The sequence below is a fragment of the Nonomuraea sp. CA-143628 genome, assembly GCF_050942315.1.
In the GTDB taxonomy this organism is placed as follows: Bacteria; Actinomycetota; Actinomycetes; order Streptosporangiales; family Streptosporangiaceae; genus Nonomuraea.
Map to the genome: position 1 here is coordinate 11,659,933 of NZ_CP192072.1, position 22,562 is coordinate 11,682,494.

At 70.5% G+C, this 22,562-nt stretch carries 20 protein-coding genes; 11 read left to right on the top strand and 9 right to left on the bottom strand.

Annotation, left to right across the window (positions count from 1 at the left end; genetic code table 11):
• Positions 1-3: 3 nt before the first annotated feature.
• A complete protein-coding gene (locus tag ACQP2T_RS52670; protein WP_433512324.1) occupies positions 4-2,472 on the bottom strand; it encodes an FtsX-like permease family protein in 2,469 nt (822 codons plus the stop codon).
• Positions 2,460-3,194, bottom strand: a complete 735-nt coding sequence (locus tag ACQP2T_RS52675; RefSeq protein WP_433512325.1) for an ABC transporter ATP-binding protein — start codon at positions 3,192-3,194, stop codon at positions 2,460-2,462. Before ACQP2T_RS52675 ends, ACQP2T_RS52670 begins: the two co-directional genes overlap by 13 nt.
• Positions 3,195-3,292: 98 nt before the next feature.
• On the opposite strand from ACQP2T_RS52675, the gene ACQP2T_RS52680 reads away from it, so the two are divergent.
• Entirely contained in the window at positions 3,293-3,901 is a 609-nt protein-coding gene (locus ACQP2T_RS52680; RefSeq protein ID WP_433512326.1) for a response regulator transcription factor, read from the top strand.
• Here the strand turns inward: ACQP2T_RS52680 and ACQP2T_RS52685 are convergent.
• Both ACQP2T_RS52685 and ACQP2T_RS52690 read right to left on the bottom strand, forming a co-directional pair.
• Positions 3,898-5,952: a histidine kinase gene (locus tag ACQP2T_RS52685; RefSeq protein ID WP_433512327.1), complete on the bottom strand. Its 2,055-nt coding sequence runs from the start codon at positions 5,950-5,952 to the stop codon at positions 3,898-3,900. The genes ACQP2T_RS52680 and ACQP2T_RS52685 overlap by 4 nt on opposite strands.
• A gap of 508 nt (positions 5,953-6,460) precedes the next feature.
• On the bottom strand, positions 6,461-6,727 hold the full coding sequence (locus ACQP2T_RS52690; RefSeq protein WP_433512328.1) for a cell division protein CrgA: 267 nt from the start codon (positions 6,725-6,727) through the stop codon (positions 6,461-6,463).
• A gap of 253 nt (positions 6,728-6,980) precedes the next feature.
• Between ACQP2T_RS52690 and ACQP2T_RS52695 the strand changes: the two genes are divergently transcribed.
• Together ACQP2T_RS52695 and ACQP2T_RS52700 are read left to right on the top strand one after the other, a co-directional pair.
• Positions 6,981-7,577 carry a DUF6069 family protein gene (locus ACQP2T_RS52695; protein WP_433512329.1) on the top strand — a complete coding sequence of 199 codons (597 nt, stop codon included), beginning with the start codon at positions 6,981-6,983 and terminating at the stop codon, positions 7,575-7,577.
• A gap of 64 nt (positions 7,578-7,641) precedes the next feature.
• Complete coding sequence (locus ACQP2T_RS52700; RefSeq protein WP_433512330.1) at positions 7,642-10,338, top strand: helix-turn-helix transcriptional regulator; 2,697 nt, start codon at positions 7,642-7,644, stop codon at positions 10,336-10,338.
• On the opposite strand, the gene ACQP2T_RS52705 is transcribed toward ACQP2T_RS52700, so the two are convergent.
• Together ACQP2T_RS52705 and ACQP2T_RS52710 are read right to left on the bottom strand one after the other, a co-directional pair.
• Complete coding sequence (locus ACQP2T_RS52705; RefSeq protein WP_433512331.1) at positions 10,324-12,702, bottom strand: ABC transporter permease; 2,379 nt, start codon at positions 12,700-12,702, stop codon at positions 10,324-10,326. The two genes, ACQP2T_RS52700 and ACQP2T_RS52705, sit on opposite strands and share 15 nt — an antisense overlap.
• Positions 12,696-13,436, bottom strand: a complete 741-nt coding sequence (locus ACQP2T_RS52710) for an ABC transporter ATP-binding protein (RefSeq protein ID WP_433512332.1) — start codon at positions 13,434-13,436, stop codon at positions 12,696-12,698. Before ACQP2T_RS52710 ends, ACQP2T_RS52705 begins: the two co-directional genes overlap by 7 nt.
• Positions 13,437-13,654: 218 nt before the next feature.
• On the opposite strand from ACQP2T_RS52710, the gene ACQP2T_RS52715 reads away from it, so the two are divergent.
• Positions 13,655-14,143 carry a DUF4142 domain-containing protein gene (locus tag ACQP2T_RS52715; protein ID WP_433512333.1) on the top strand — a complete coding sequence of 163 codons (489 nt, stop codon included), beginning with the start codon at positions 13,655-13,657 and terminating at the stop codon, positions 14,141-14,143.
• Positions 14,144-14,162: 19 nt separating this feature from the next.
• Here ACQP2T_RS52715 and ACQP2T_RS52720 read toward each other — a convergent pair whose 3' ends face one another.
• Complete coding sequence (locus ACQP2T_RS52720) at positions 14,163-16,037, bottom strand: MOSC domain-containing protein (RefSeq protein ID WP_433512334.1); 1,875 nt, start codon at positions 16,035-16,037, stop codon at positions 14,163-14,165.
• A gap of 134 nt (positions 16,038-16,171) precedes the next feature.
• Here ACQP2T_RS52720 and ACQP2T_RS52725 point away from each other — a divergent pair, with 134 nt between their 5' ends.
• Positions 16,172-16,423 (top strand): hypothetical protein, encoded by a 252-nt coding sequence (locus tag ACQP2T_RS52725; protein WP_433512335.1) that lies wholly within the window; start codon positions 16,172-16,174, stop codon positions 16,421-16,423.
• A 9-nt stretch (positions 16,424-16,432) separates the two neighbouring features.
• Here the strand turns inward: ACQP2T_RS52725 and ACQP2T_RS52730 are convergent, their stop codons facing one another.
• Positions 16,433-17,002, bottom strand: coding sequence for a TetR/AcrR family transcriptional regulator (locus ACQP2T_RS52730; protein ID WP_433512336.1), 570 nt, complete (start codon positions 17,000-17,002; stop codon positions 16,433-16,435).
• A gap of 67 nt (positions 17,003-17,069) precedes the next feature.
• On the opposite strand from ACQP2T_RS52730, the gene ACQP2T_RS52735 reads away from it, so the two are divergent.
• The 3 genes from ACQP2T_RS52735 to ACQP2T_RS52745 all read left to right on the top strand — a co-directional run bounded on the left by ACQP2T_RS52735 (position 17,070) and on the right by ACQP2T_RS52745 (position 19,631).
• Entirely contained in the window at positions 17,070-18,050 is a 981-nt protein-coding gene (locus tag ACQP2T_RS52735) for an alpha/beta hydrolase (RefSeq protein ID WP_433512337.1), read from the top strand.
• Positions 18,051-18,552: 502 nt separating this feature from the next.
• On the top strand, positions 18,553-18,687 hold the full coding sequence (locus ACQP2T_RS52740; RefSeq protein WP_433512338.1) for a hypothetical protein: 135 nt from the start codon (positions 18,553-18,555) through the stop codon (positions 18,685-18,687).
• Positions 18,688-18,758: 71 nt separating this feature from the next.
• Complete coding sequence (locus tag ACQP2T_RS52745; protein ID WP_433512339.1) at positions 18,759-19,631, top strand: M55 family metallopeptidase; 873 nt, start codon at positions 18,759-18,761, stop codon at positions 19,629-19,631.
• Between the two features lie 36 nt (positions 19,632-19,667).
• Here ACQP2T_RS52745 and ACQP2T_RS52750 read toward each other — a convergent pair whose 3' ends face one another.
• Positions 19,668-20,156 (bottom strand): TetR/AcrR family transcriptional regulator, encoded by a 489-nt coding sequence (locus ACQP2T_RS52750; RefSeq protein WP_433512340.1) that lies wholly within the window; start codon positions 20,154-20,156, stop codon positions 19,668-19,670.
• Between the two features lie 85 nt (positions 20,157-20,241).
• On the opposite strand from ACQP2T_RS52750, the gene ACQP2T_RS52755 reads away from it, so the two are divergent.
• The 3 genes from ACQP2T_RS52755 to ACQP2T_RS52765 all read left to right on the top strand — a co-directional run bounded on the left by ACQP2T_RS52755 (position 20,242) and on the right by ACQP2T_RS52765 (position 22,485).
• Positions 20,242-21,330 (top strand): FAD-dependent monooxygenase, encoded by a 1,089-nt coding sequence (locus tag ACQP2T_RS52755; protein ID WP_433512341.1) that lies wholly within the window; start codon positions 20,242-20,244, stop codon positions 21,328-21,330.
• A gap of 232 nt (positions 21,331-21,562) precedes the next feature.
• Positions 21,563-21,934: a hypothetical protein gene (locus ACQP2T_RS52760; protein WP_433512342.1), complete on the top strand. Its 372-nt coding sequence runs from the start codon at positions 21,563-21,565 to the stop codon at positions 21,932-21,934.
• Positions 21,931-22,485, top strand: coding sequence for a hypothetical protein (locus ACQP2T_RS52765; protein WP_433512343.1), 555 nt, complete (start codon positions 21,931-21,933; stop codon positions 22,483-22,485). Before ACQP2T_RS52760 ends, ACQP2T_RS52765 begins: the two co-directional genes overlap by 4 nt.
• The last annotated feature ends 77 nt before the right edge of the window (positions 22,486-22,562 follow it).

Below are 22,562 nucleotides of genomic sequence, written 5' to 3' on the forward strand. Positions count from 1 at the left end.
CCACTAGTCGCGCGCGCCGATCAGCTCGACCGGCCGCCGACCGAGGACCAGGCGGCCGGGCAGCGCAGTGGCCAGAAGAGCGAGGCCGGCCGCGGCGGCGACCACAGCGAGGTAGGTGAGCGGTGGGACGTGCGGCATCAGAGAACCGGTCATCCCCATGCTGAACGCCGACAGGGTGACCAGCGCGATCACCGTCCCGATGGTCACCGCGACGACGACCGCCGCCAGGGTCTCCAGCCGCAGCATCCGCAGCACCTGCCGTCGTGTGGTGCCGACCAGGCGGAGCAGGGCGAGCTCCCGCGACCTCGACGACGTGGACATGGCGATGGTGTTGACCACGGCGATCGCCGTGAACGCGATGATCAGCCCCATCGCCACATAGTTCACCTCGCCGTTGGCCCCGCCGGCCGAGGACGAGGCGGCCCGGTCCAGTACGCCGACCCCCGGCACGGCCCGTTCCAGGTCCGCCCGCGTCACCGAGGGGGCCGCGACCAGCACGGTCCCGAGCGGGTCGTCCACGTGCCCGGCCACCAGCGCGTGGGAGAGCGTGAGGTCGCCGAATCCCAGCCCGCGCACGTAGATCGCGACGACGCGCAGCTCGGCCGGGGTGCCGTCACCCAGTGTCAGGCTGATCTTCGCGCCCGCCGAGACACCCAGCCGCTCGGCCGCCGTCCGGCTGACCGCGACGGAGTCGTCATCGAGGTCATCGAGCGAACCGGAGACCACGCCCAGGTCCATGGTCCGGCCGAGCCCGTCGGCGGTCACGGCCTGCGCGCCGTACTTGTCCAGGCCCACCCGTACGGAAGTACGCAGCACTTCGGTGGCCGCCTCGACGCCCGGAAGCCGCCGGACGGCCGCCGCCGCGCCGGAGGGTACGTGCGGGCCGAGGACGTGCTCCGCCCTGGTGCCCGCCGTCGCCTGCTCCTGGGCCGCGTACCCCATGGTCGTCTGTACGAACAGGATCGTGCAGGTCATCGCCACCATCAGGCTGAGCGGCGTGACGACCGAGCTCAGCCGCTTGGACGTGGCCCGCAGGCCGGCGGCGGCCAGGTAGCCGCTCGTCCGGGCCGCGCGCAGCGGCACCCCGAGCAGGGCGGTCGCCACCCGCGCGAGCACCGGGCCGAGCAGAGCCACGGCGACCGTCCACACCAGCGCGGTGAGCAGGGTGACCGGGCCGGAGGCCGCCTCGCTCGACAGGGCCGACAGCACCAGCGTCAGCGTGACGCCACCGGCGGCGCACAGCAGCCCGGCGACCATCCTGCCCAAGGGGATGCGCGCCGTCGGTAGGTCCGCCTCGCCGAGTGCCTCCACCGGGCGGATCCGTACGGCACGCCGAGCCGAGAGGTAGGCCGCCGCCCAGGCCGCCACCACGGCCGCGCTCAACGCGGCGAGCAGCGGAAACGGACTGACCACCAGCCGCAGGTTGTCCGGCATCGCGCCCAGCGCGACGAACCTGGACCGCAACCAGAATCCCAGCCCGACCCCGGCCGCCGAGCCGAGTGTCCCGGCCACCAGGCCGACCAGCAGCGCCTCGCCACCGAGCATCCCGCGCACCTGGCGGGGAGTGGCGGCGACGGCCCTGAGCAGGGCGATCTCCCGCTGGCGCTGCTGGATGGACAGCGCGAACGTGCCGACCACGACGAGGATCGCCACCAGCAGCGAGGTCCCGCCGAGCGCGCCGCCCAGGCTGATCAGCCTCACCCGCGACTGCTCGGCGTCCAGGAACTCCACGGCACCGCGTTCGTCCCCGGTGTAGGCGAGCGCGCCCTTGACCGCCTCGGACCCGGTGTGGGCGAGCGCGCCCCCGGACACGTCCACCTGGGGAAAGACGCCGATCGCGGCCACCTGCCCCGGCCGTCCCGCCAGGCGCCGCGCCTCGGCGGTGGCGAAGAACAGCGTGTCCTGACTCGGCAGGTCCTGGGCGGTGACACCGGTGACCAGATAGGTCCTGTCCCCGGCCGCCGTCCGCACCGGCAAGCGCGCCCCCACCGCGAGCCCTGACCCGGCCTCCACGACCACCTCTCCCGCCGCCCTGGGCTCACGTCCCAAGCGCAACGTGTACGGGGTGAGCGCCGCCGACTCCCAGCCGTGTCCCTGGAACCGGCGGCCCGCGACGTAGGCGGGGAAGGTCACCTCGGCGACCACCCGCGACACGCCGGGGATCCGGCGCAACCGGTCGGTCAGGGACGCGGGCACCCAGGCCCGCTCGGACAGCTGCTTGGCCTTGGTCTTGGTCTTCGTCTCGGACGTGCGAACCGTCTGGCGGGCGTACTGGTCCCCGCTGACGATCACGGGGGCGCCCGCGTAACGTTCGGGCGCCACGCTGCCGCGCAGTCCCGTCTCCAGCAGCATGCCGCAGGCGCAGACCAGCGCGGCGGCGCAGAACAGGGCGACGAACGCCCCGGCGAAGGCGGCCTTGCGGTGCCGGAGCGTCTTCAGGGCCACGGAGATCATGGAGGTCAACGCACCCACGCTCCCAGCCTGGTCATCCGCTCGGCGACCCGCTCCGAGGTGGGCGCCGCCACGGAGTCCACGATCCTGCCGTCGGCCAGGAACAGCACCGCGTCGGCGTACGAGGCGGCCACCGGGTCGTGGGTGACCATCACCACCGTCTGTCCTGTCCCGTCCACGATCTCCCGCAGCAGCGTCAGCACGTCACGGGCGGTCATCGTGTCCAGCGCGCCGGTCGGCTCGTCACCGAACACGACTTCGGGCCGGGTGACCAGCGCCCTGGCGATGGCCACCCGCTGCTGCTGGCCGCCGGACAGCTGCGCGGGCCGGTGGCCCGTCCGCCCCGTCAGGCCCACCTTGGACACGACCTTGTCGAGCCATGCCCGGTCCACCCGTACGCCCGCCAGGCGCAGCGGCAGGGTGATGTTCTCGATCACGGTGAGCGCCGAGACCAGGTTGAACGCCTGGAACACGAAGCCGATCCGCTGCCTGCGCAGCTCGGTCAGCGCGGTCTCGTCCATCCCGGCCAGTTCGGTGCCGCCGAGCCGTACCGAACCCGAGGACGGCACGTCCAACCCCGCGGCGCAGTGCAGGAACGTGCTCTTGCCCGAGCCCGAAGGGCCCATGACCGCGGTGAAACTCCCGCGCGGAATGCCTACCGACACCTCGCGCAGGGCCGCGACCGCGCCCTGCCCCTTGCCGTACACCTTGCTCACCGCGTCCAAGCGCAGCACGTCTGTCATGGCTCTCAGCCTGCTGACCAGGTACGGCGTGGACCAGAGACGCGATCACGACTGGACCATGACTTCATCATGATCCGGACACTGGTAGACATATCCCTGTGATTCACGTGCTTCTGGCTGAGGACCAGCACGTCATCAGGGGCGCCCTGGTCGCCCTGCTCAGCCTCGAACCGGACCTGGAGATCGTGGCGGCGGTCGAGTCGGGCGACGCCGCCGTACCCTCGGCCCTGGTCCACCGGCCGGATGTCGCGGTGCTCGACATCGACATGCCCGGCACGCTCGACGGCCTGGCCGCCGCGGCCGAGATACGCGCGAAGCTGCCGTCGTGCCGCACGCTCATGCTGACCGGGCACGGCAAGCCGGGGCACCTGCGGCGGGCGCTCGGGGCGCAGGTGGACGGGTTCCTGCTGAAGACCGCGCCGCCCGAGGACCTGGTCGCGGCGATCCGCGACGTCGCGGCGGGCAAGCGGGTGCTCGACCCCTCGCTGGCGGTCACCGCCTGGGACCTGGCCGACAACCCGCTGACTCCGCGAGAGGCCGACGTGCTGCGGCTGGCGGCGGGCGGCGCCGACGCGGCCGAGATAGCCACCCGGCTCTTTCTCGGCGCGGGGACGGTGCGCAACTACCTGACCGCCATCGTCGCCAAGCTCAATGCCCGCAACCGCACGGACGCCGTCCGCATCGCCACCGAGGCGGGCTGGATCTAACCGACCATGTGCATGGAGGTCGGCGCCTGGGCGGTCAGCTCGAACCAGCCGTCCTCGCGAGCCGTGCCGAGCCGCCCGTTCAAGGCCGCCAGGCGGGTGGTCAGGTTGCCGATCCCGGCCGAGCCGGGTCGTCCCTCCGACGAGCGCACGCCGTCGTTGCGTACGCGGAGCCGTACCACCCCGTCCTCCACCACCGTCGTGATCGCACAATGCCGGGCCGAGCTGTGCCTGAGGACGTTGGTCGCCGCTTCCCGGAGTACGGCGCCCAGGACGTTCTCCACTTCGGCGGCCAGCTCCGTGTGCGCGAGGCCGAGCTCCACCTGGATGCCCGCGGCGGCCAGCACCGACCGTGCCGACTCGGCCTCGGCGGCCAGGGACATCGCCGGCCGCTCGCCGGAGATGACCCGCAGATCCCCCTCCGCCTTCTCGGCCATCGCCAGTACGTCCGCCAGTTCGGCCTGTGCCCGCGCGGGGTCCAGGCGTCTGGCCAGCTCGCACTTGAGCAGGATCGCGGCCAGGCTGTGGCCGAGCAGGTCGTGCAGGTCGCGCGCGGCCCGAAGGCGCTCCTCGACCACGGCGGCGCGGGCCAGCGCCTGCCTGGCCTCCTGCAGCTCCCGTACCAGCTGAGCCAGCTTGAGCAGCCCGTACACGACCAGGCCGGTCACCAGCGTGCTCGCGGTGAAGTTGACCGTCAGCGGGACCGGCAGGCCGAGCAGCACCGCACTCACCGCCACGCTCGCCATCACGCACCCGACCAGCGGCCAGGCCACGCCCCACGAAAACGCGAGCAGGATCGGACCGGCGAGGAACCCGGCCGCGCCCAGCCAGGCCCGCCCGAACACCGGAATCGGCAGGTAGACCAGCAGCGCCAGCAACGCGAGCGCGAGCATGTGACGCCCGTTGATCGAACGCAGCTGCATGACGACGATCACGGCGAGACAGGCCGCGGCGGGCAAGATCAGGCTCGCGGGGACGAACAGCAGCGCCTTGATCGAGAACCCGACCAGCACCGCGCCGAGCAGCGCGACCGACAACCGGTAGGCGCCCGGGTCCACGGCCGCCTCCGGCGGCCCCTCGGGCAGCACGGCGTCCACGGTCAGCCGGCCCTCATCGGACAGGCCCGTGGTCAGGCCGCCGCCCGCCGCTCCCAGCTGCCGGGCCAGGTCGGCCAAACCCTCGTCCTCGGCCGTGCGGGCGCCGTCGTGGGTGACGCGCAGGCGTACCGTCCCATCGGCGGTGGTGGTCTCGATGACGCACGTCGTGGCCGTGTTCTGGCGTACGGCCTCGGTCACCACCTCGCGCAGCACCGCCGCGAGCAGCGCGCCCGCGGGGCCGAGCGGCTCGGAGTGGCCGACCCGCGTCTCGGTCTCGATCGCCGCGGACGTCAGCATGGCGCGGGCGGTCGTCATCTCGGGCGCGAGTGACGTGGCCCGGTAGCCCGCGGCGGCGTTCCTGGCGTCGGCCAGGGAGCGGCGCGCGGTGGCGACGACCTCGCCGAGCGTCTCCGCGACGCGTTCGGGCTGATCCAGGGCGGACCGTACGCCTGCGGCGATGGCCGCGAGCCCTCTGCCGAGGCCGTCACTCAGCCCGGTGGCGATGCGCAGCCGCTCCTCGGCCGCCGCCGCGAGGGCCAGTGCGAGCCGGGCGGCGTACATCTCGTCCACCCGATCGGTGAGCCGGGTGAGGCCGTAGATCACCAGGGCGATCAGCACCATGCTGATCGCCGGGTCTGCCGGACCGACGACGGCGGCGCTGACCGCCACCAGCGGGGCCAGCGGCCAGGCCGGGGTCAGCAGCAGCGATCCGCCCAGAAAGCCGAGGATCCCGACGGAGGTGCCGAAGCCGAGCGTGGCCGCGTAACCGACCACCGCCTGTACGACCAGCAGCCACGGCCCCCTGAACCGCCGCAGAGAGCGCAGTACGTAGACGAGCTGCAGCCCGAGCGCCACGATCGCGAGCGGTGACCCCGCCAACACATAGACGGACGCGAACCCGGCGAGCACCACGACCACGATCCCCCGCGCCAGGCGCGGCACCGGAACCTGCGACAACTCACTCCCCCGTGTCAGATCGGGGGCAAGCCTACGGGTTGTCCGTTTTATGAGGAGGTCATGGGTCTTCGGTGACGCGGTCTCTGGTTCGGAGATCCGCGGCTCGGCAGAGTCGTTGACGCAAGCCGAACGATCAGTGAATTCGGCGACGCACCCGAACGACCACTGAATTCGGTGACGCACCCGAACGACCACTGAATTCGGTGACGCACCCGAACGACCACTGAAGAGGACCCCTGATGCGAAACCTCGCGAGACTGTCCGCCGCCGGAGCGGCCACCGTCATCCTTGCCACCGCCCTCGTGACCCCCGCGCAGGCGGCGGCCGTCTCGTGGAGCGCCTGCCCCGCCGCACCCGGTGTCGACGCGCGACAGGAATGCGCCACTTCGACAAGTGCATCACGGTCAATCCCAAGACCAATGGCAAGAAGAAGATCGGATACAGCATGCCCAACAAGGTGACGCTACCCAAGAGCTGCTAGGCGGCCCAGTGCGCGCCGTCGCCCTTCTCAGGGGCGGCGGCGCGCCGACATGACCAAGGCCACCAGCAGGAACACCCCGAACACCGCACCCAGCAAAAGCAGCCCGAACCCGATCAACAGATTCCAGTTCCCGAACTCACCGAGCACCGGGAAGTCGGGATCCACGTAGTACATGACGATCCACAGGATGCCGACGATCCATGCGGCGGACATCGCCACGGCCCAGCGTCGCACCCAGCGTGCGGACCGCCGCGGCGGGGCGGGCGTTCCTTCACGGGGATAGGGCTCAGACACCGATTTCGCTCCTACCGTCAGCCGGGAATCGCGCCGACGACGCTATCGAAGAAGGGGCGGCCGATAAACCCCTTCGCCACCACGCGCACGGCGCGTCATCCGCTCTTGACAGCGCGTGTAGGGTTCCGTAAGTGCTTGATCAGCCTTCGCGACAAAGGTGATTCGCATGTCATATCCCTCCCATGACCGCCATGATCGCCACTCGGGGTCGGCCCGGCCGAGAGTCAATCCGGCGCGAGTGTGGGGAGGCGGCGTGGCCGCCGCCGTGGTGGCCGCACTGATCGTGGTCGTCGGAGCTATGATCAGCAACCGGCTCCTGGGCATCCGCGCGCTGACTCCGTACGGGAACTCCGCTTACGGCAGCACGGCGATCACGGGATACGCGATCTCGGCCGCCACGGCCGCGCTCGTCGCGACGCTGCTGCTCTATGTGCTCATGCTGTCGACGCCGGAGCCGACCAAGTTCTTCGGCTGGATCGCCGGGCTCTTCACCGTGATCATCACGATCCTGCCGTTCATGTACTCCGTGGACCTCATCAGGCAGGTCGCCACGGCCGCCATCAACCTCGTCGTCGGCATCGCCATCTTCTCGCTCCTGGCCTCGATCGGCCGCACGGCCATAGATTTCGAGCACGTATCGGACCCCGAGCCGTACCCGTACGAGCAGCCTCGCGGGTATGAGCAGCACGGATACGAGCCACGCGGATATGACCCGCGGGGATACGACCAGCGGGGCCATGAGCCCCGAGGCCACGAGCCCAGGGGACACGAGCAGCGCAGGTACGAGCGCACCCGCGAGTACGAACAGCGCGAATACGAGCAGCGCCGAAGCCGCGACCCGTACAACTGATCGGCTTCTGCCGGCCCGTACTCTTTTCCGGTGATGTGGCATCACCTCTCGGGGCTGACCGGGCATGCTTAAGGGCAGACGCGAGGACCAGGCGGTCGTCGACGGACTGCTGGAGAACGCGCGGGCGGGGCGCAGCGGCGCTCTCGTGATCTACGGTGATCCGGGCATCGGCAAGAGCGCCCTGCTGGGAAGCGCCGCCGAACGGGCCACCGACCTGCGCGTGCTCCGCAGCGTCGGGGTGGAGACCGAGGCCGAGCTCCCGTTCGCGGCGCTGCACCAGTTGCTGCGGCCAGAGCTGGCTCGCGTGGAGGCGCTGCCCGAGCGCCAGGCGCTCGCGCTGAAAGGCGCGCTCGGCCTCGGTGCGGCCGCGGGCGAGGACCGTTTCCTCATCGGGCTCGGGACGCTGTCGCTGTTGTCCGAGATCGCCGAGGACGGCCCGCTGCTCTGCCTGGTGGACGACGCGCACTGGCTGGACCGGGCCTCCGCGGACGCGCTGGTCTTCGCGTCCAGGCGGCTCGACGCCGAGGGAGTCGTCCTGCTCTTCGCCGCACGTGACGGTTTCAACGCGCAGGGCCTGCCGGAGCGCCGGCTCGGCCCGCTCGACGCGGAGTCGGCGGCCGAACTGCTGACCGAACGCGACCCGCATCTGGCGGAGGGCCTCAGAAGCCGGGTCCTGACCGAGAGCTGCGGCAACCCACTCGCGTTGATCGAGCTGCCGCGCACCGCCGACCCGTTCGCTCCGATGCCGCTGCCGCGCCGGATCCAGGAGGCGTACGCGACCCGCATCGCGCGACTGCCGGACGGAGCCCAGCTGATGATCCTTCTCGCCGCCGTCGAGGACACGGGCGACCTGGGCACCGTACTTCGGGCGGCAGAACGGCTCGGGATCGGCGCCGAGTCTCTCGGTACGGCCGAGCGGGCCGGCTTCCTCACGGCCGGCGGCGGCCGCACCTTCGCCGACGGTGGCGGCGTCGCTTTCGCGCACCCGCTCATGCGGGCCGCCGCCGTCCATTCGGCCGCCTTCGACCAGCGGCTGGTCGCGCACCGGGCGCTGGCCGACGTACTGGACGACCAGGACGACAGGCGGGCCTGGCACCTGGCCGCGGTCGCTCTGGGGCCCGACGAGCAGGTGGCCGGCGCGCTGGAACGCGCCGCTGAACGGGCCAGGACACGGCACGGCCACGCGGCGGCGGCGGCCGCGCTCGAACGCGCCGCAGAACTCACCACCGACCCGGGATCGCTGGCCAGACGGCTGACGGAGGCGGCCGTGGCCGCCGCGGACGCGGGGTTGCCCGACCGGGCCCAGGCACTGGCGGAAAGGGCCGCCCGCCTCGTCGAAGACCCGCGCTCTATCGCCAGGCTCGCCGGGCTCCGCGCCAGGGTCGCCTTCGAACGCGGCTCCGTCCACACCGCCCACGACATTCTGCTCGCCGGCGCGAGCCGGGTCGCCGAGCTGGACCCGGTCGCCGCCGGTCTCATGCTCATCGACGCGGGACGCAACGCCTGGCAGCTCAGCGACCCGTGGCGGGTCGAGGAGGCCGCCGTACGGCTGCGCCGCCTGCCGCTGCGCGAGGAGGACGGTCTGGACTCCGCCGTGGACGCGGTCGAGGCGGCCGCCGAGTCACTCGGCCACGGTCCGGCCAGAGCGCTGCCCGGCATGCGCCCGCTGGTGCTCGACGCGCGCGGCATCGAGCGCGGCTCCTACGGCCTTCGGGTCAACGGCGCGTTCGTGGCTGGGCTGGTGGGCGAGTTCGAGGCGCAGCGGGAGATCTCGGCTGCGCTGGTCGAGGAGTGCGGTGCGCTCGGCATGACCGGCTGGCTGCCGATCGCGCACGTGACGCTGGCCGCGTCCGCGGTCTATCTCGGCCGGTTCACCGACGCCAAGGCCGATGCCGCGGAGGGGCTGAGGATCGCCAGGGACTTCGGCCAGCCGCACCGGACCGGCTACCTGGAGGGCATGCTGGCCTGGATCGCCGCCCTCGAGGGCGACGACGCCAGGTGCGCGGAGCTGGCCGCGCGCTGTGCCGAGCATTTCGCCGTGACCGGCATCGCCAACGGCGTGGCCTGGTCGGAGTGGGCCCAGGCGATGCTCGATCTGAGCCGTGGCCGCCACGCGCAGGCGCTGGACCGGCTGGAGTCCGCCCTCGCGGGGCCGGTACGCCACCAGATCCAGGCCGTCTACTTCGCTGCCGACCAGGTCGAGGCGGCCGTACGCGCGGGACTGCCGGACCGGGCGAAGGAGCCGCTCGAACGGCTGGCGGAATGGGCCGGCGCGGCCCGGCTCGACTGGGCCGACGCGGTGCTGGCCCGCTGCCGCGCGCTCGTCGAGCCGGGCGACGAGCTCTTCTCCGCCGCGCTGAAGCCACACGGCCGGCCCTTGGAACACGCCAGGACCGAATTGGTGTACGGCGAATGGCTCCGCCGCGAGCGGCGCAAGCGCGACGCGCGTACCAAACTGCGTGCCGCGCTGGAGACCTTCCAGCGGCTCGGCGCCGCCCCGTGGGCCGAGCGGGCCGCGGCCGAACTCCGCGCTGCCGGGGAGATCGTCGCCGCTCCCGCCGCCTTCGACAAGCTGGCCGACCTGTCGCCGCAGGAGTTGCAGATCGTCCGGCTGGCCATGACGGGCCTGACGAACCGGGAGATCGGCGCCCGGCTCTTCGTCAGCCCCAAGACCGTCAGCTACCACCTTTACCGGGCCTTCCCCAAGCTCGGCGTCTCCTCCCGGGTGGAGCTGGCCAGGCTGGACCTAGGCGCGGCGTAGCACGGGCGCCACGGCGGCGGCGACCGCGAGCACCACGCATCCGGCGATCACCGCGCCGACCGCCGGCCAGGGCACACTGATCGTGATCGGCCCGGCGATCCGCACCAGCGAGCTCCAGAGGCCGCCCAGGCTGATCACCGCGACGGCGGCGGCCAGCAGCACGCCGATGGCCACGACCAGGAGCGCCTCGCCGGCGACGTACCTCACCACCTGACCGCGGGTCGCGCCGAGCAGTCGCAGCGACGCCCGCTCCGCCGTCCGATCGGAAGCCGCCATCAGCAGGATGTTGACCAGCGAGATCGCGGTGTAGGCGAGGATGATGCCGAGCACCACCAGGAGCCCGAGGCGGCTGGCGGAGCCGCGCCGGTCGCCCGTCTCGCTCACCCAGGCGTCCTTGGTGAGCACCCGCGCGTTGTGCCCCTGCGTGGACCGCCGCAGAGCGGACTCCACGTCCCGCGCCGAGGCTCCCGGCCGCAGCTTCACATAGGCCGTGGTCACCGGCGCGGAGAAGGCGTGTGCCGTGGTGACGTAGGAGTCGGACGGCGCGTTCGGGGCGAGCAGCGCGACCACCTTGAGCGAGATCTCGCTGCCGTCGGCCCGCCACAGCTTCGCGCTCTCGCCGAGTTCGAGTTCCCACGTCTCCGAGACCGCGATGGTCCGGTCGTCCAGCTGAGCCAGGGAGCCCTTGGTCACCGGGATGTCGAGCATGCTCCCGAACCGGGCCGGGTCCACGGCCTCGGTAGGCCGCTGGATCAGCGCGGTCTTGCCCTCAAGGGTGTACATACTGGTCGGAGCCGTGGTCGCGATCTCCACCTCGCGGATGGCCCGTAGCCGCTCGACGAGTTGCCGATCCAGTCCCACGGATCCTTCGGGGAGCACCAGGTAGTCGGCCCGTACGGGTGCCGCCTGCATCGCGGTCTTGGCCGCGTCGGTCATCGCGGCCGCGCCGAGCAGCGCCGCGGCCAGTCCCACCGCCACCAGGACCGGCGCCGCCGTCGCCGCGGTCCGCCTGACGGAGGTGGCCGCGGCGGCGGGCACCAAGGTGGCGCCCGCGCCACGAAGGCGGCTCAGCGGTACGGCGAGCAGCCTGGCGACCGGTCGCACGACGACCGGGGCGAGCAGGCCGACGCCCGCCACGAGCAGCATCAAGATCGGCATGAACGACTTGTTGTTGGTGGCGCCCTGCGGATCGCTCACGGCGTTCACCGCCATGCTGATCAGCGCGGCGGCGCACAGCCCCACGCCGACGAGCAGGCGCCCCCAGGTCATCACCCGAGGCTCGATCGCGGCCTCGCGCATGGCCTCCGCCGGGTGCACCCGACCGGCCCGCCTGGCCGCGACGCTCACGCCTGCCAGCGCGACCACCACGCTCACGGCGAAGGCCGTGACCGCCGGCCAGGTCTGCCTGCTCGGCACCAGCCAGGCAGGCGCCATCCCGAGGCCGACCAGCCAATCCAGAATCGGCCCCGCGGCGTACGGCCCGGCCAGCGCCCCCAGCGCGGAGGCGGCCACAGCGACGAATCCGGCCTCTCCGTACACCATGCGCCGCACCTGGCGGCGGGTCGCGCCGACGGTCCGCAACAACGCGAACTCGCGCCGCCGCTGCGCCACCGCGAACGCGAACGTCGACGACACCACGAAGACGGCGATGAACACGGCGAATCCGGCGGCGATGCCGACGATCGTGTTGGCGTTGTTACGGGCTCGCTCGTCGCCCTCGCGGTCGGGGTCCATCAGCGCCCGCTGCTGTCCGGTGAGCACGGGTACGCCGCTCGGCCTCGTCCACAGGGCGAGCGCGTCGATACGCGAAGACAGCCTGGCGGCCTGATCGTCGGTGAAGAACACGGTGGGCGGGCCGTCCGTCACTCCCACCACGGTGTACGGCTTCGTCCCCGACCGCGTGATCACGCGCACCTTGTCGCCCACCCGGGCTCCCGCGCTCACCACGATTTCCCGCGCGGTCCGCGGCGCCCGGCCTTCGACCAGCCGCTGCGGCGCCGTACGGGACGCCGACCAGGGCCGGCCCACCGCATCCTGTCCCTGGCCGTCCGCGACCTGCGCGGGGAAGATCCGGTCGACGACCGCGCCGGGAAAGCGGGCGGCCAGCTCGGCGGTCAGGCCATGCCTCTCCGCCAGCGGCCGGCTCTGCTCTCCCTGCCAGGTCTCCACGCGCAGCCGCTCGTCGGGCACGACCACGTACGGCGCGGCGGCGTAACGCTGCGGGGCGCGGTCGGGAGAGTCCACAGTGGTGGCCAGCACCTGACCCATCGCGGCGATCAGGGCGGTGCCGAGCGCGAGTGCGAGGAATGTGCCGGCGAAGGAGACCAGGCGAGTGCGCAGGGTGTGCCACGCGATGTTCAGCACGACTCCTCCAGCATCAGCATGCGGCCCGAGACGGCCTCGGCCGTGGGATCGAGCAGCTGACCGCAGATCCGGCCGTCCGCGAGGAACAGGACCCGGTCCGCGTACGCCGCCGCGGCGGGGTCGTGGGTGACCATCACGACCGTCTGCGCGTGCCGGTCCACCAGCGAGCGAAGCAGCCTCAGCACGTCTCGGCTGGTGTTGGTGTCCAGCGCGCCGGTCGGCTCGTCGCCGAAGAGCACGGCGGGCCTGGCGACCAGCGCCCTGGCGATGGCCACGCGCTGCTGCTGGCCACCGGACAGCTCGGCGGGACGGTGCCCGGCCCGCTCCGCGAGACCGACCGCGTCCAGGCTCTGTCGCACCAGCTCACGGTCCACCCTGCGGCCCGCCAGCTTCAGCGGCAGCGCCACGTTCTGCGCCGCGGTCAGGGAGGGCAGCAGGTTGAACGACTGGAACACGAATCCGATGCGGTCGCGGCGCAGCAAGGTCAGCTTCCGCTCCGTCAGCTGGGTCAGGTCCCTGCCGTCCACCGTGATCCGCCCCGACGTGGGCTTGTCCAGGCCGGCCGCACACTGCAGCAACGTGGACTTGCCCGATCCGGACGGCCCCATCACGGCGGTGAAGGTGCCCCGGCCGAACCCGACGGTCACGTTGTCGAGCGCGGTGACGCCGTGCGCGTAGTGCTTCGTGACCGCCGTCAACTCGACCGCGGAGTCCAAGGCTTCGATGAGTTTCACGATCAGAACGCTAGGGACGCCGACCCGCCCGCGGTATCGGACAAGTGACTAGGACCAGACCTCCGCCGCATTGCTCCTCGCCACGAGTAGGTGCTTGGCGACCGAGCCGGTGCGACCCATGCGTTCATTTTGATCACACATGAGTTCTTCTGGAGCCAGCGGAGGGCACCAAACCGGGACGGAAAGGATGTTCAATGACAAAAGCGATCATTCTCATCATGTCCGCCCTTGCGATTGCTGTGATTCCTCCCGCGGCCGCCGGCGTGCGCACGCCCCTGGACGTGAACGAACAGGACCGGACCTTCCTCCGCCAGGCCCACCAAGGCAACCTGGCCGAGATCCAGGCCGGACAGGCCGCTCAGGACATGGGCGCCAGCGAGGCGGTCCGGAAGCTGGGCGCCAAACTGGTCAGCGATCACACCAAGATGGACGACGACGTTAGCCGGGTCGCCAAGCAGGTAGGGGTGGACCTGCCCGACAAGCCGAGCGCCGTCCAGCGCCGCCAACTCGGGGAGTTGGCCGCCAAGAGCGGCGAAGCATTCGACCGGGCATGGCTGGCCGCGCAGATCGCCGGACACCGCCAGAGTCTCGCCAACGGCGCCAAGGAACTGCGGAAGGGATCCTCGCCGGAGGTGAAGCAGCTCGCCACCGATGCCAAGCCCATCGTCCAGACACACCTGGACCTGCTGATGGCCGCCAAGGGCTGAGGTCCGTTCGGGGAGCGCGTCAAAGGTCCAGGATGACGTCCTCACGTGGCCGGGAGCAGCAGATGAGCGCGTCGCCTTCGGCGGGCGCGTCGAGCGGCTCGGGCGAGTAGTCGACGCTTCCGGCCAGCAGGCCGCTCTCACAGTTGTGGCAGACGCCGGTGCGGCACGACCAGCGAGTGGGCACGTCACAGGCTTCGGCGAGCTCCAGCAGGCTCGTGTACGCGGTGCTCCAGCTCACCGTCAGCCCGCTGCGCGCGAAGGAGACCGCGGGTCCGTCGCCCGGCGGACCCGCGGGCGGGTGTACGGGAGTCATCGAGCCGCCGGTGACACCGGGGGTCAGGGACGGGCCGGCGCCGAAGATCTCCGTACGGACATGGGAGGGAGCGAGCGCGGAGGCGGCGAGCGCGACCGGGAGGTCCCGCATGAGCGCGGGAGGGCCGCACACGTACGTGTCGGCGCCGCGTGGCAGGCCAAGGCCGCAGAGCAGGTCGAGGGAGAGCCGGCCCTTGGAGTGGTAGTCGACGCCCTGCCGGTCGCCGGGGGCCGGGCGGCTGTAGCAGACGTGCCGGTGCGCGTTCGCCAGCCGGCCGAGCAGGTCGCGGCTCTCGTCGGCGAAGGGGTGCTCGGTGCCATCTCGGGCGCCGTACAGCCACCACACCTCACGAGGGGATCGCTCGGCGGCGAGCGTGTGCAGCATGGCCATGACGGGGGTGGCGCCGATGCCCGCCGAGATCAGGACAATGGGACCGTCACCGGCCACGAGTGTGAAGGCACCTCGCGGGGCCGCGCACTCGAGAACGTCTCCGGTACGCAGATGGGCACGCAGGTATCCGCTGGCCGCCCCGTGCGGCTCCTGCTTGATGCTGAGGCGATACTCGGCGCCGCCCGGCGGGCCGGACAGCGAGTAACTGCGGATGAGCGACGGCCCGCCGCCCTCGGATGGCACCCGAACGGTGAGGAACTGGCCCGGCAACGCGGCAGGAAGTGGATCACCGCCGGGCGCGCCGGAACGCGGGTCACCGTCGGAGGCGGCAGGGAGCGGCGCCCTGTCGGAGGCGGCAGGACGCGGGTCACCGCCGAGCACGGCAGGACGCGGGTCACCGTCGAGCCCGGCCAGCGTCACGGAGAACACGCTGGCGCTCTCCGCCTCGATCCGCTTCACCCGGAGCGGCCGGAACCCCGGCCAGGCCGGCGGCGGAGAGACGGCGGGGGCCAGCCCCGCGTTGCCGCTCGCCTTGCCGGAAGCGCCGTCGGCCTGGTCGAGCAGCGCCTGCAACGACGTCCTCCAGCCGGGGCTGAGAGCGGGAATGCGCAGCGCCCGCGCGAGCTGCCTACGGGAGTGGCCCGGCAGGTACAGCAGCGCGTCGATGTCGGCGACCGTCACCTCCTCGGGACCGGAGGCGACCTTGACGAACTCCTGCCCCGCCTCCACCAGGCCCTCGACGAGGACTTTCAGGTAGAACCCCGGACGCCGGTGGGACACCAGCAGCGCGGCCATCCGGGGCTCGCCCATCCGCAACCCCACCCGGTAGCAGGTGACCCGCGGCTGGGTGACCTCGAACAGCGCCTCGCCCACCTGGAACCGATCTCCGATGCACACCTCGTCGTCCGGCAGCCCGTCGACGGTGAAGTTCTCCCCGAACTGCCCGTAGGCGAAGTCGTCGCGGCCCAGGTACTCCTGCCAGTGGCGATAGGAGTCGAGCTGGTAGACCAGGACGGCACGGTACTCACCGCCGTGCCCGGCCAGATCCCCCTGGCCGTCCCCGTCGAGGTTGAGCCGCCGCACCATCCGAGGGCCGGTGACGGCGTACTTCCACACGCCGGTACGCACCGTCTTGCCCTGCCAGGCGACGTCCTGCGGAAGACCCACGTTGACCGATACCAGCCGCGCCATGCGTCCCTCCTCGCGCCAGAGTCCGTGTACGAGGCTGGACTACCGAACATACAGAACGAATAGCAACAAAACGGTCAGCTGCCGTTCGCCGGCAGTGCATTGCCTACCCTTAAATTATTAGTTAACTTTCCTGTATGAAGTCGCGCCCCCTAGCCGCGCTCACATTGGCCGCGGCCACCCTCATCACCGCATTCAGTTTCGCCTCGCCCGCACAAGCCGAAATACCCGGCTATGTCAAGCAGGGCACCTACGGCTGGCCCGACCAATGCGCCGGGATCGGCTACGACGGTCAGATCAACCACACCTGGCGCCAGTACTACTGCGAAACCGTCATCCCGACCAACTGGAATGCTCCCGGCCTTTACTACCTTTGGGTGCAGTACTAAACAGCACGTTCAGGCGCCCTCAGCGAAGTGCGCCAGAACCATCTCGACCAGTGCGGCCACGTCGGCGTCGACCATCGGCTCACCGGTCATGCCCATCCGGTGGAGCAAGGCCCCGACGACGACGTCGATGAAGAACAGGACCCGGCTCTCCGGCTCGCCCAGCGCTTCCTGGAGCGCGAGCCGGTACGGGTCCTGCAACCGCGCGGACAGCAGCTCGCGTACGGCCGGATCACTGACGGCATCGCTGAACACGCCCGCGAACGCGTCACCCACCCCGGGCTCGCCGATCTTCGCCGCGATCCAGTGGATGGCCGAGGACATGAGCTCGGCCCGACCGGCGCCCTCCAGCGGCACCGGTCCGAAGGCGTCCAGGAGGCAGTCCACGATCAGCGCGCCCTTCGACGGCCAGCGCCGGTAGATCGTCGTCTTCGCGACGCCGGCCGCGGCGGCGATGCGGTCGACGGTGGCACTCGCGTACCCGAGTTCGTGCACCGTGCTCAGCGTCGCGGCGAAGACCACGTCGTTGACGCCGGCTCGCGGGCGACCGGGTGGCCTGGCGGAGGTGGTCGTTCGGGCCATGCTCACACGATAGCCCCTTGCGCTACTATCGGTATCGATACTTGCCGTAGCGAAACCAGGGGGACAGATGAGCGACGTCACCGGTACGGAGCGGCCGCCGCTGGGCATCCGGTTGATGCATGCCCTGCAGAAGGAGCCGGACTGGTCGGCGATGACGGCCGAGGAACTGGCCACCCTCCGCGACACGGTGAACCGCAAGCGGGCCTCCCGTCTGGCGCGGCTGATCACCGGGTTCCCTGACCGCGGCGCCACGATCCAGTGGCAAGAGGTGGCGCTGCCCGCCCGCCGACTCCGGGTCCGGGTGTACCGGCCCTCGCCAGGGCACGGCGGTGAAGGCCTGCCACTCGTGCTTCACGTGCACGGAGGGGGGTTCGTGGGTACGGCCGTGCAGAGCGACTGGGTGAACAGCCGCCTCGCCGCCCAGCTGCCCGTGGTCGTCGTCTCGGTCGAGCACCGCCTCCTCGACCCGGATACTCCGCTGTCGGCGGCCGTCGACGACGGCTGGGACGTACTCCGGCACGTCGTACAGCACGCCGCGCAGTGGGGCATCGACCCGGCGCGGACCGCCGTCTTCGGTGAGAGCACCGGCTCGATGGTCACCGCGCTGGCCGCGATCCGGGCCAGGGAGTCCGGCCTGCCCCTGCGGGCTCAGGTGCTGGCCAACACCCCTGTCGACCTGACCTCGGCGGGATTCGACCACGCCTCGATGCGCCGGTACGCCAACGGCCCGGCCCTCACCCTGACGCAGATGCGGTTCTTCCAGCAGCTCGCCGTTCCGCCGGGAACGGATCCTCGCGCGTTGTCACCGCTGTACGCCGACGACCTGGGCGGGCTGGCCCCAGCGCTCGTGGTGGTGCCGACCATCGACCCGGTGGCCGATCACGGCCGGCGCTACGCCGAACGGCTGCGGGCGGCCGGGACGCCCGCGCGGCTCACCGAATATCCGGGTGCGACGCACGCGTTCCTCAGCATGCCGGGCGTGGTGCCGCAGGCCAAGGCCGCGCGGGCGGAGATCGTCGAGTTCCTCCGCGAGGCCTTCGCCGGGTGACGGGCTCGGCTGAGACGGGCAGCAGCCGCCCGTGCACCTCCTCGGCCCGCGCCCGGCCGCGCCGTCGCCGCCGTCGCCGCCGCAAAGAACGCAAGCGCGGCGCCTCTCGGCAAAACGCATATAGGCGCCTTTCGGCTAATTGCCAGAGGTTCGTCTTCAGGACCGCCCAGCACGCAGGTAAATTTATAGTCAAGTTTTTGAGACGAGCGACAACGCTCTGACCTGCATATATATCGCCCGTAGGCTGGATGTGGCGTCTGCCCTTGGTCAATTCTTTGCCATTACGCGTGGGCGCGCCGAGGGAGCTACTACCGTTATGCGCGGGCATTAAAAAGGGCCCAGCCCCCTCTCGCGAAGGGGGCCGGACCCTCGATGCCCAGCCGGGCCTGAGCCCATCACCAGGTACCTGTTTTCTCTGGTTCCAGCGTACCGACTGATGGGGCTGGAGACTTCCCTCCCTCAGGTTCCGGCGTCATCCATTCGATCGGTTTTGGAGGCGCTGGTGAGCAACTTCTCCCTGTTTGTGCAGGTCCCTGGGGAATGGGGCAAGCATGTGGGGGTTCTCGTGTTCATGATCGTGATCATCATCGCGGTGACGCTCGGCGCAGACGCGGCCGACCTGCCGTTCCGGGTCTAAGCCACAGCTGGGAAGCTCGATGCCCCCGCGCCCGCCATGGGTGCGGGGGCGTCCGCGAAGCGGTCGATACCATGGCGCTTCAGCCGCAGGCGTACGTGCGAACGACCTGGAAAGGCGTGATCGAGATGCGGGTGCTCGTCTCGGTGGACATGGAGGGAATCGCCGGGGTGGTCGATGGCGATGATGTCATTCCCGGCCACAGCGAATACGAGCGCAACCGCAAGCTGCTCACGGCGGAGGCCAGCGCGGCCGTCCGCGGCGTCCACGCCTACGAGGCAGGCGCCCAGGTGCTGGTCACCGAGGCCCACGCGCGTTTCCGCAATCTTCTCCCCGAACTGCTGGACCGGCGTGCCGAGTTACTGCGTGGCGCGCCGAAACCCGACGGAATGATGGCCGGACTGGCGGACGGTATCGACGCGGTGCTGTTCATCGGTTATCACGGCAAGGCGGGCACGCCCCGCTCGGTCATCGCTCACACCGTCTCTGGCGGAGTGATCGCCGACGTGCGCTGCAATGGCCGTTCCCTCGGCGAGATCGGCTTGAACACCGCGCTCGCGGCGCACAGCGGCGTACCGCCGGTGCTGGTGAGCGGCGATGACACCGTGGCGGCAGAGGCGGCCGAGGTCGCCCCGGGCATCCGCTCAGTGGTGGTCAAACACGCGCTGGGCGCTCGCGCCGCCGCGCTGCTGCACCCCGACGAGGCATGCGACAGGATCGAACAGGCGATACCCGAGGCATTGGCCGGCCGCGGGGCCGTCCGTCCGCTGCGTTTCGACGGCCCGGTGCGGTTGGAAGTACGGGTGCACCGGCCGCGGATGACCGAGTACGCGCTGCTGGTGCCGGGAATGGAGCTCGAAGACGGCTGCACGCTGCGCTACGCGGCACCGGACTTCCCGACCGCGTACCAGGTCATTGAACTCATCGCCACGCTCGGCGCCGTCTGATCCCGATCCGAGCCGATGAATGTTCGCCGGCGGACGTCACTGGTCACGGAGTGATCGGAGCTCGCTGATCACATCCGCGCCGGAGGGCGCGTGATCCGGGTCCACCAGCCACTGCAGCATCAGACCGGTCAGCAACGCGAGCGGCACGGAACCGCCGAGCCCTTCTCGTCCCTGGCGTTGACCTTTGGCGAGGTGTTCACGTACCTCTGGTGATCGCTCGGCCTGCACCACGGCCTCGAGTTGGGCCACCCACAACGCCCGATGAGTGGTGAAGCTGTCGATCAGCGTCTGCCAGCGCTCTTCCGGCTCGTCGGACGGGGTGCGACGGTCGAGCTCGGCGCCGAGCTCGTCAACCGCCTCCACCAGGGCCTGGGTGAGCAGGGCATCTTTGGAGCCGAAGTGGTAGCCGATGGCGGCGTGACTCACTCCGGCGGCCGAGGCGATGTCCCGGACGGTGGTGCGAGCCCAGCCGCGTTCGATCAGGCATCGCTTGGCTCCGGCCAGCAGATCCTCTCGGTTTCCCATACAGCGCAGCATACCGAAGTCCTTGCCCAAACGGTCTATCCATTTGGTTTGACCAAATGGGCAAGACGCGATTACGGTCATCCCCATGACCAAGACGACGGTTCTGATCTCGGGTGCCAGCGTGGCCGGGCCCGCACTCGCCTACTTCCTGCACCGCGACGGGTACGAGGTGACCGTGATCGAGCGCGCCCCGCACCTGCGCGACAGCGGCTACGCGGTGGACTTCCGCGGCCAGGCACTCGGCGTACTGGAGGAGATGGGCATCCTCGCCGAGGTCCGGGCGCACGACACGAAGATGCGCGGCACCACGCTGGTGGACGAGACCGGCGCCGAGATCGGGCAGCTGCCCGCGGAGGCGTTCGCCGGCGAACTGGAGGTGCCCAAGCGGGAACTGACCCGGATCCTGCACCGCATCACCGCGGACAACGTGGCGTACGTGTTCGACGACTCCATCAGCGCGCTGACTCAGCACGAGTCCGGCGTCACGGTCGAGTTCGAGCGCGGCGCCACCCGCGACTTCGACCTCGTGATCGGCGCCGACGGCGTCTACTCCAAGGTCCGACGACTGACCTTCGGCCCGCACGCCGACGCGCTGCGGCACCTGGGCCTTTCCGGAGCCGGGTTCAGCACCCCCAACTACCTCGGGCTCGACCGCACCGGACTGCTCCAGCAGACCCCGAACGCGGCGATCTACCTGTTCGGCCTCGACCCGGCGGCCCCTCTCACGGTCAGTCTTTCCTTCGCCACCACCTCCCCCGCGCTGGACCGCCGCGACCGGGAGGAGCAGGAACAGGCCATTCGGGCCGCCTTCGCCGAGCACGACTGGGAGGCGCCCCGGCTGCTGAAGGCGATGAGCGAAGCCGACGACTTCTACTTCGGCTCCTCCTGTCAGGTCCACCTGGACCGCTGGTCCCACGGCCGGGTCACGCTGATCGGCGACGCGGGCTACTGCGCCGCGCCCACCAGCGGCATGGGCACCTCGCAGGCACTGATCGGAGCATGGACGCTGGCCCGCAGCCTGGCCGAGGCGGACGGCGACCACACGACCGCCTTCGCCGCGTACGAGGCGGAACTGCGGCCTTACGTCACGGAGAACCAGGTGAAAGGCCGGCAAGCCGCGGCAATGTTCGGAGGGCACGCCACCCCTGCGGGCTCCGAACCGCACACAACTTAAACCGCCCCTGTCTGCCGACGACTCAAACTCTGACCAGCGGCGGCGTCGCCCACATCAGGGTCAGCCAGGGCGAACTCACGAACGCCGCTACCACGACGGTTTCACCGTCCCTGGGCCACCAGGGACGCTACGCTGGGTGTCGGCTCGATCACGAAGAAGATGTTCGGCCGGAACAGGATCCGCTGGTGACGCACCCTCGCCTGCCCTCTGGTCGAATTCGGGGAGTGCGAAGATGGTCATCATGAGCATGAAGCGGCAGGGCGAACTGGCCATGGCGATCCGCGACATGCGAATTCCAGACGCGCCGCACATCCAGGAGGCTTCGGTTGAGCCGTACCTTGATGCCGATGGCGAGGCAGCACTCCGAGCTGTGATCATTATGGACACGCCCGACGAGAACGGGTGGCCGGCCGAATTCACCCATGCGTTGCGTAGAGAGGTGAACAAGCTTGCCGCTCAACGCCAGATCGATGAGCACGTCTACGTCAAGCTGTTCACCCCGGAAGAATTCCAAGCCCGGGAAGACGTCGACGAGCAGCTGGAAGACAACAGCACAGGCGTTATTGATCAGGCCCTGACCAGGGACCAGCAGGACTGGCAGTGAGGCGAGACTTCAAGGCAGACAACTACCTCCATCTGGCCGACACCCTCGCAGGCCGTACCGCCGGGCGCGGCCGTCCCCGGACCGCCTACCTGAGGCGTGCTACATCAACGGCCTACTATGCGCTCTTCCATGAGCTCGTACAGCATGGCGCGAGACGCGCGGCCAGGAATGGGCCGGTCGAGCATCAGCAAGCCATCGGCCGCTGGTATGCCCATGGCAACTTCAAGAAGGTCGCCCGATGGGTGGAGGACATCGCGGCCGGCCGTACGCCGCCGAGCCCGTTTCGGCTTCTTCTGGTTGATTCCGCTTCCTGGCGCGTTCCGGTGGATCTGGAAGTGCTGGCCAGCGCGTTCAACGAGCTTCTGGAAGCCAGACATGGCGCGGACTACGACCCTGCCTTCGATGCGACCCGCCTGGATACACTCGGTCACATCAACACGGCTCGCTCCGCCATCGAGGCCATCAAGCGTTTGGACAAGGCCGACCTTCATCAGTTCGACATGTTCTGCCTGTTCGCCCTCGGTGGCGACCGCATGATCGGGAACAGCTGAGTGAACGAGATCGGATGCCCTAGTTGACCTGCGGCGCGTCGAGTCGTGGGCCGGCTGCGCCTTTGCCCATGGCATGC

What these genes read in the sequence shown, in the direction of transcription:
- ACQP2T_RS52675 (WP_433512325.1), bottom strand. Translation starts at nt 3,194, where the DNA reads ATGACAGACGTGCTGCGCTTGGACGCGGTGAGCAAGGTGTACGGCAAG.
- ACQP2T_RS52700 (WP_433512330.1), top strand. Translation starts at nt 7,642, where the DNA reads ATGCTTAAGGGCAGACGCGAGGACCAGGCGGTCGTCGACGGACTGCTG.
- ACQP2T_RS52715 (WP_433512333.1), top strand. Translation starts at nt 13,655, where the DNA reads ATGTCCGCCCTTGCGATTGCTGTGATTCCTCCCGCGGCCGCCGGCGTG.
- ACQP2T_RS52720 (WP_433512334.1), bottom strand. Translation starts at nt 16,037, where the DNA reads ATGGCGCGGCTGGTATCGGTCAACGTGGGTCTTCCGCAGGACGTCGCC.
- ACQP2T_RS52725 (WP_433512335.1), top strand. Translation starts at nt 16,172, where the DNA reads ATGAAGTCGCGCCCCCTAGCCGCGCTCACATTGGCCGCGGCCACCCTC.
- ACQP2T_RS52730 (WP_433512336.1), bottom strand. Translation starts at nt 17,002, where the DNA reads ATGGCCCGAACGACCACCTCCGCCAGGCCACCCGGTCGCCCGCGAGCC.
- ACQP2T_RS52735 (WP_433512337.1), top strand. Translation starts at nt 17,070, where the DNA reads ATGAGCGACGTCACCGGTACGGAGCGGCCGCCGCTGGGCATCCGGTTG.
- ACQP2T_RS52745 (WP_433512339.1), top strand. Translation starts at nt 18,759, where the DNA reads ATGGCGCTTCAGCCGCAGGCGTACGTGCGAACGACCTGGAAAGGCGTG.
- ACQP2T_RS52750 (WP_433512340.1), bottom strand. Translation starts at nt 20,156, where the DNA reads ATGGGAAACCGAGAGGATCTGCTGGCCGGAGCCAAGCGATGCCTGATC.
- ACQP2T_RS52755 (WP_433512341.1), top strand. Translation starts at nt 20,242, where the DNA reads ATGACCAAGACGACGGTTCTGATCTCGGGTGCCAGCGTGGCCGGGCCC.
- ACQP2T_RS52760 (WP_433512342.1), top strand. Translation starts at nt 21,563, where the DNA reads ATGGTCATCATGAGCATGAAGCGGCAGGGCGAACTGGCCATGGCGATC.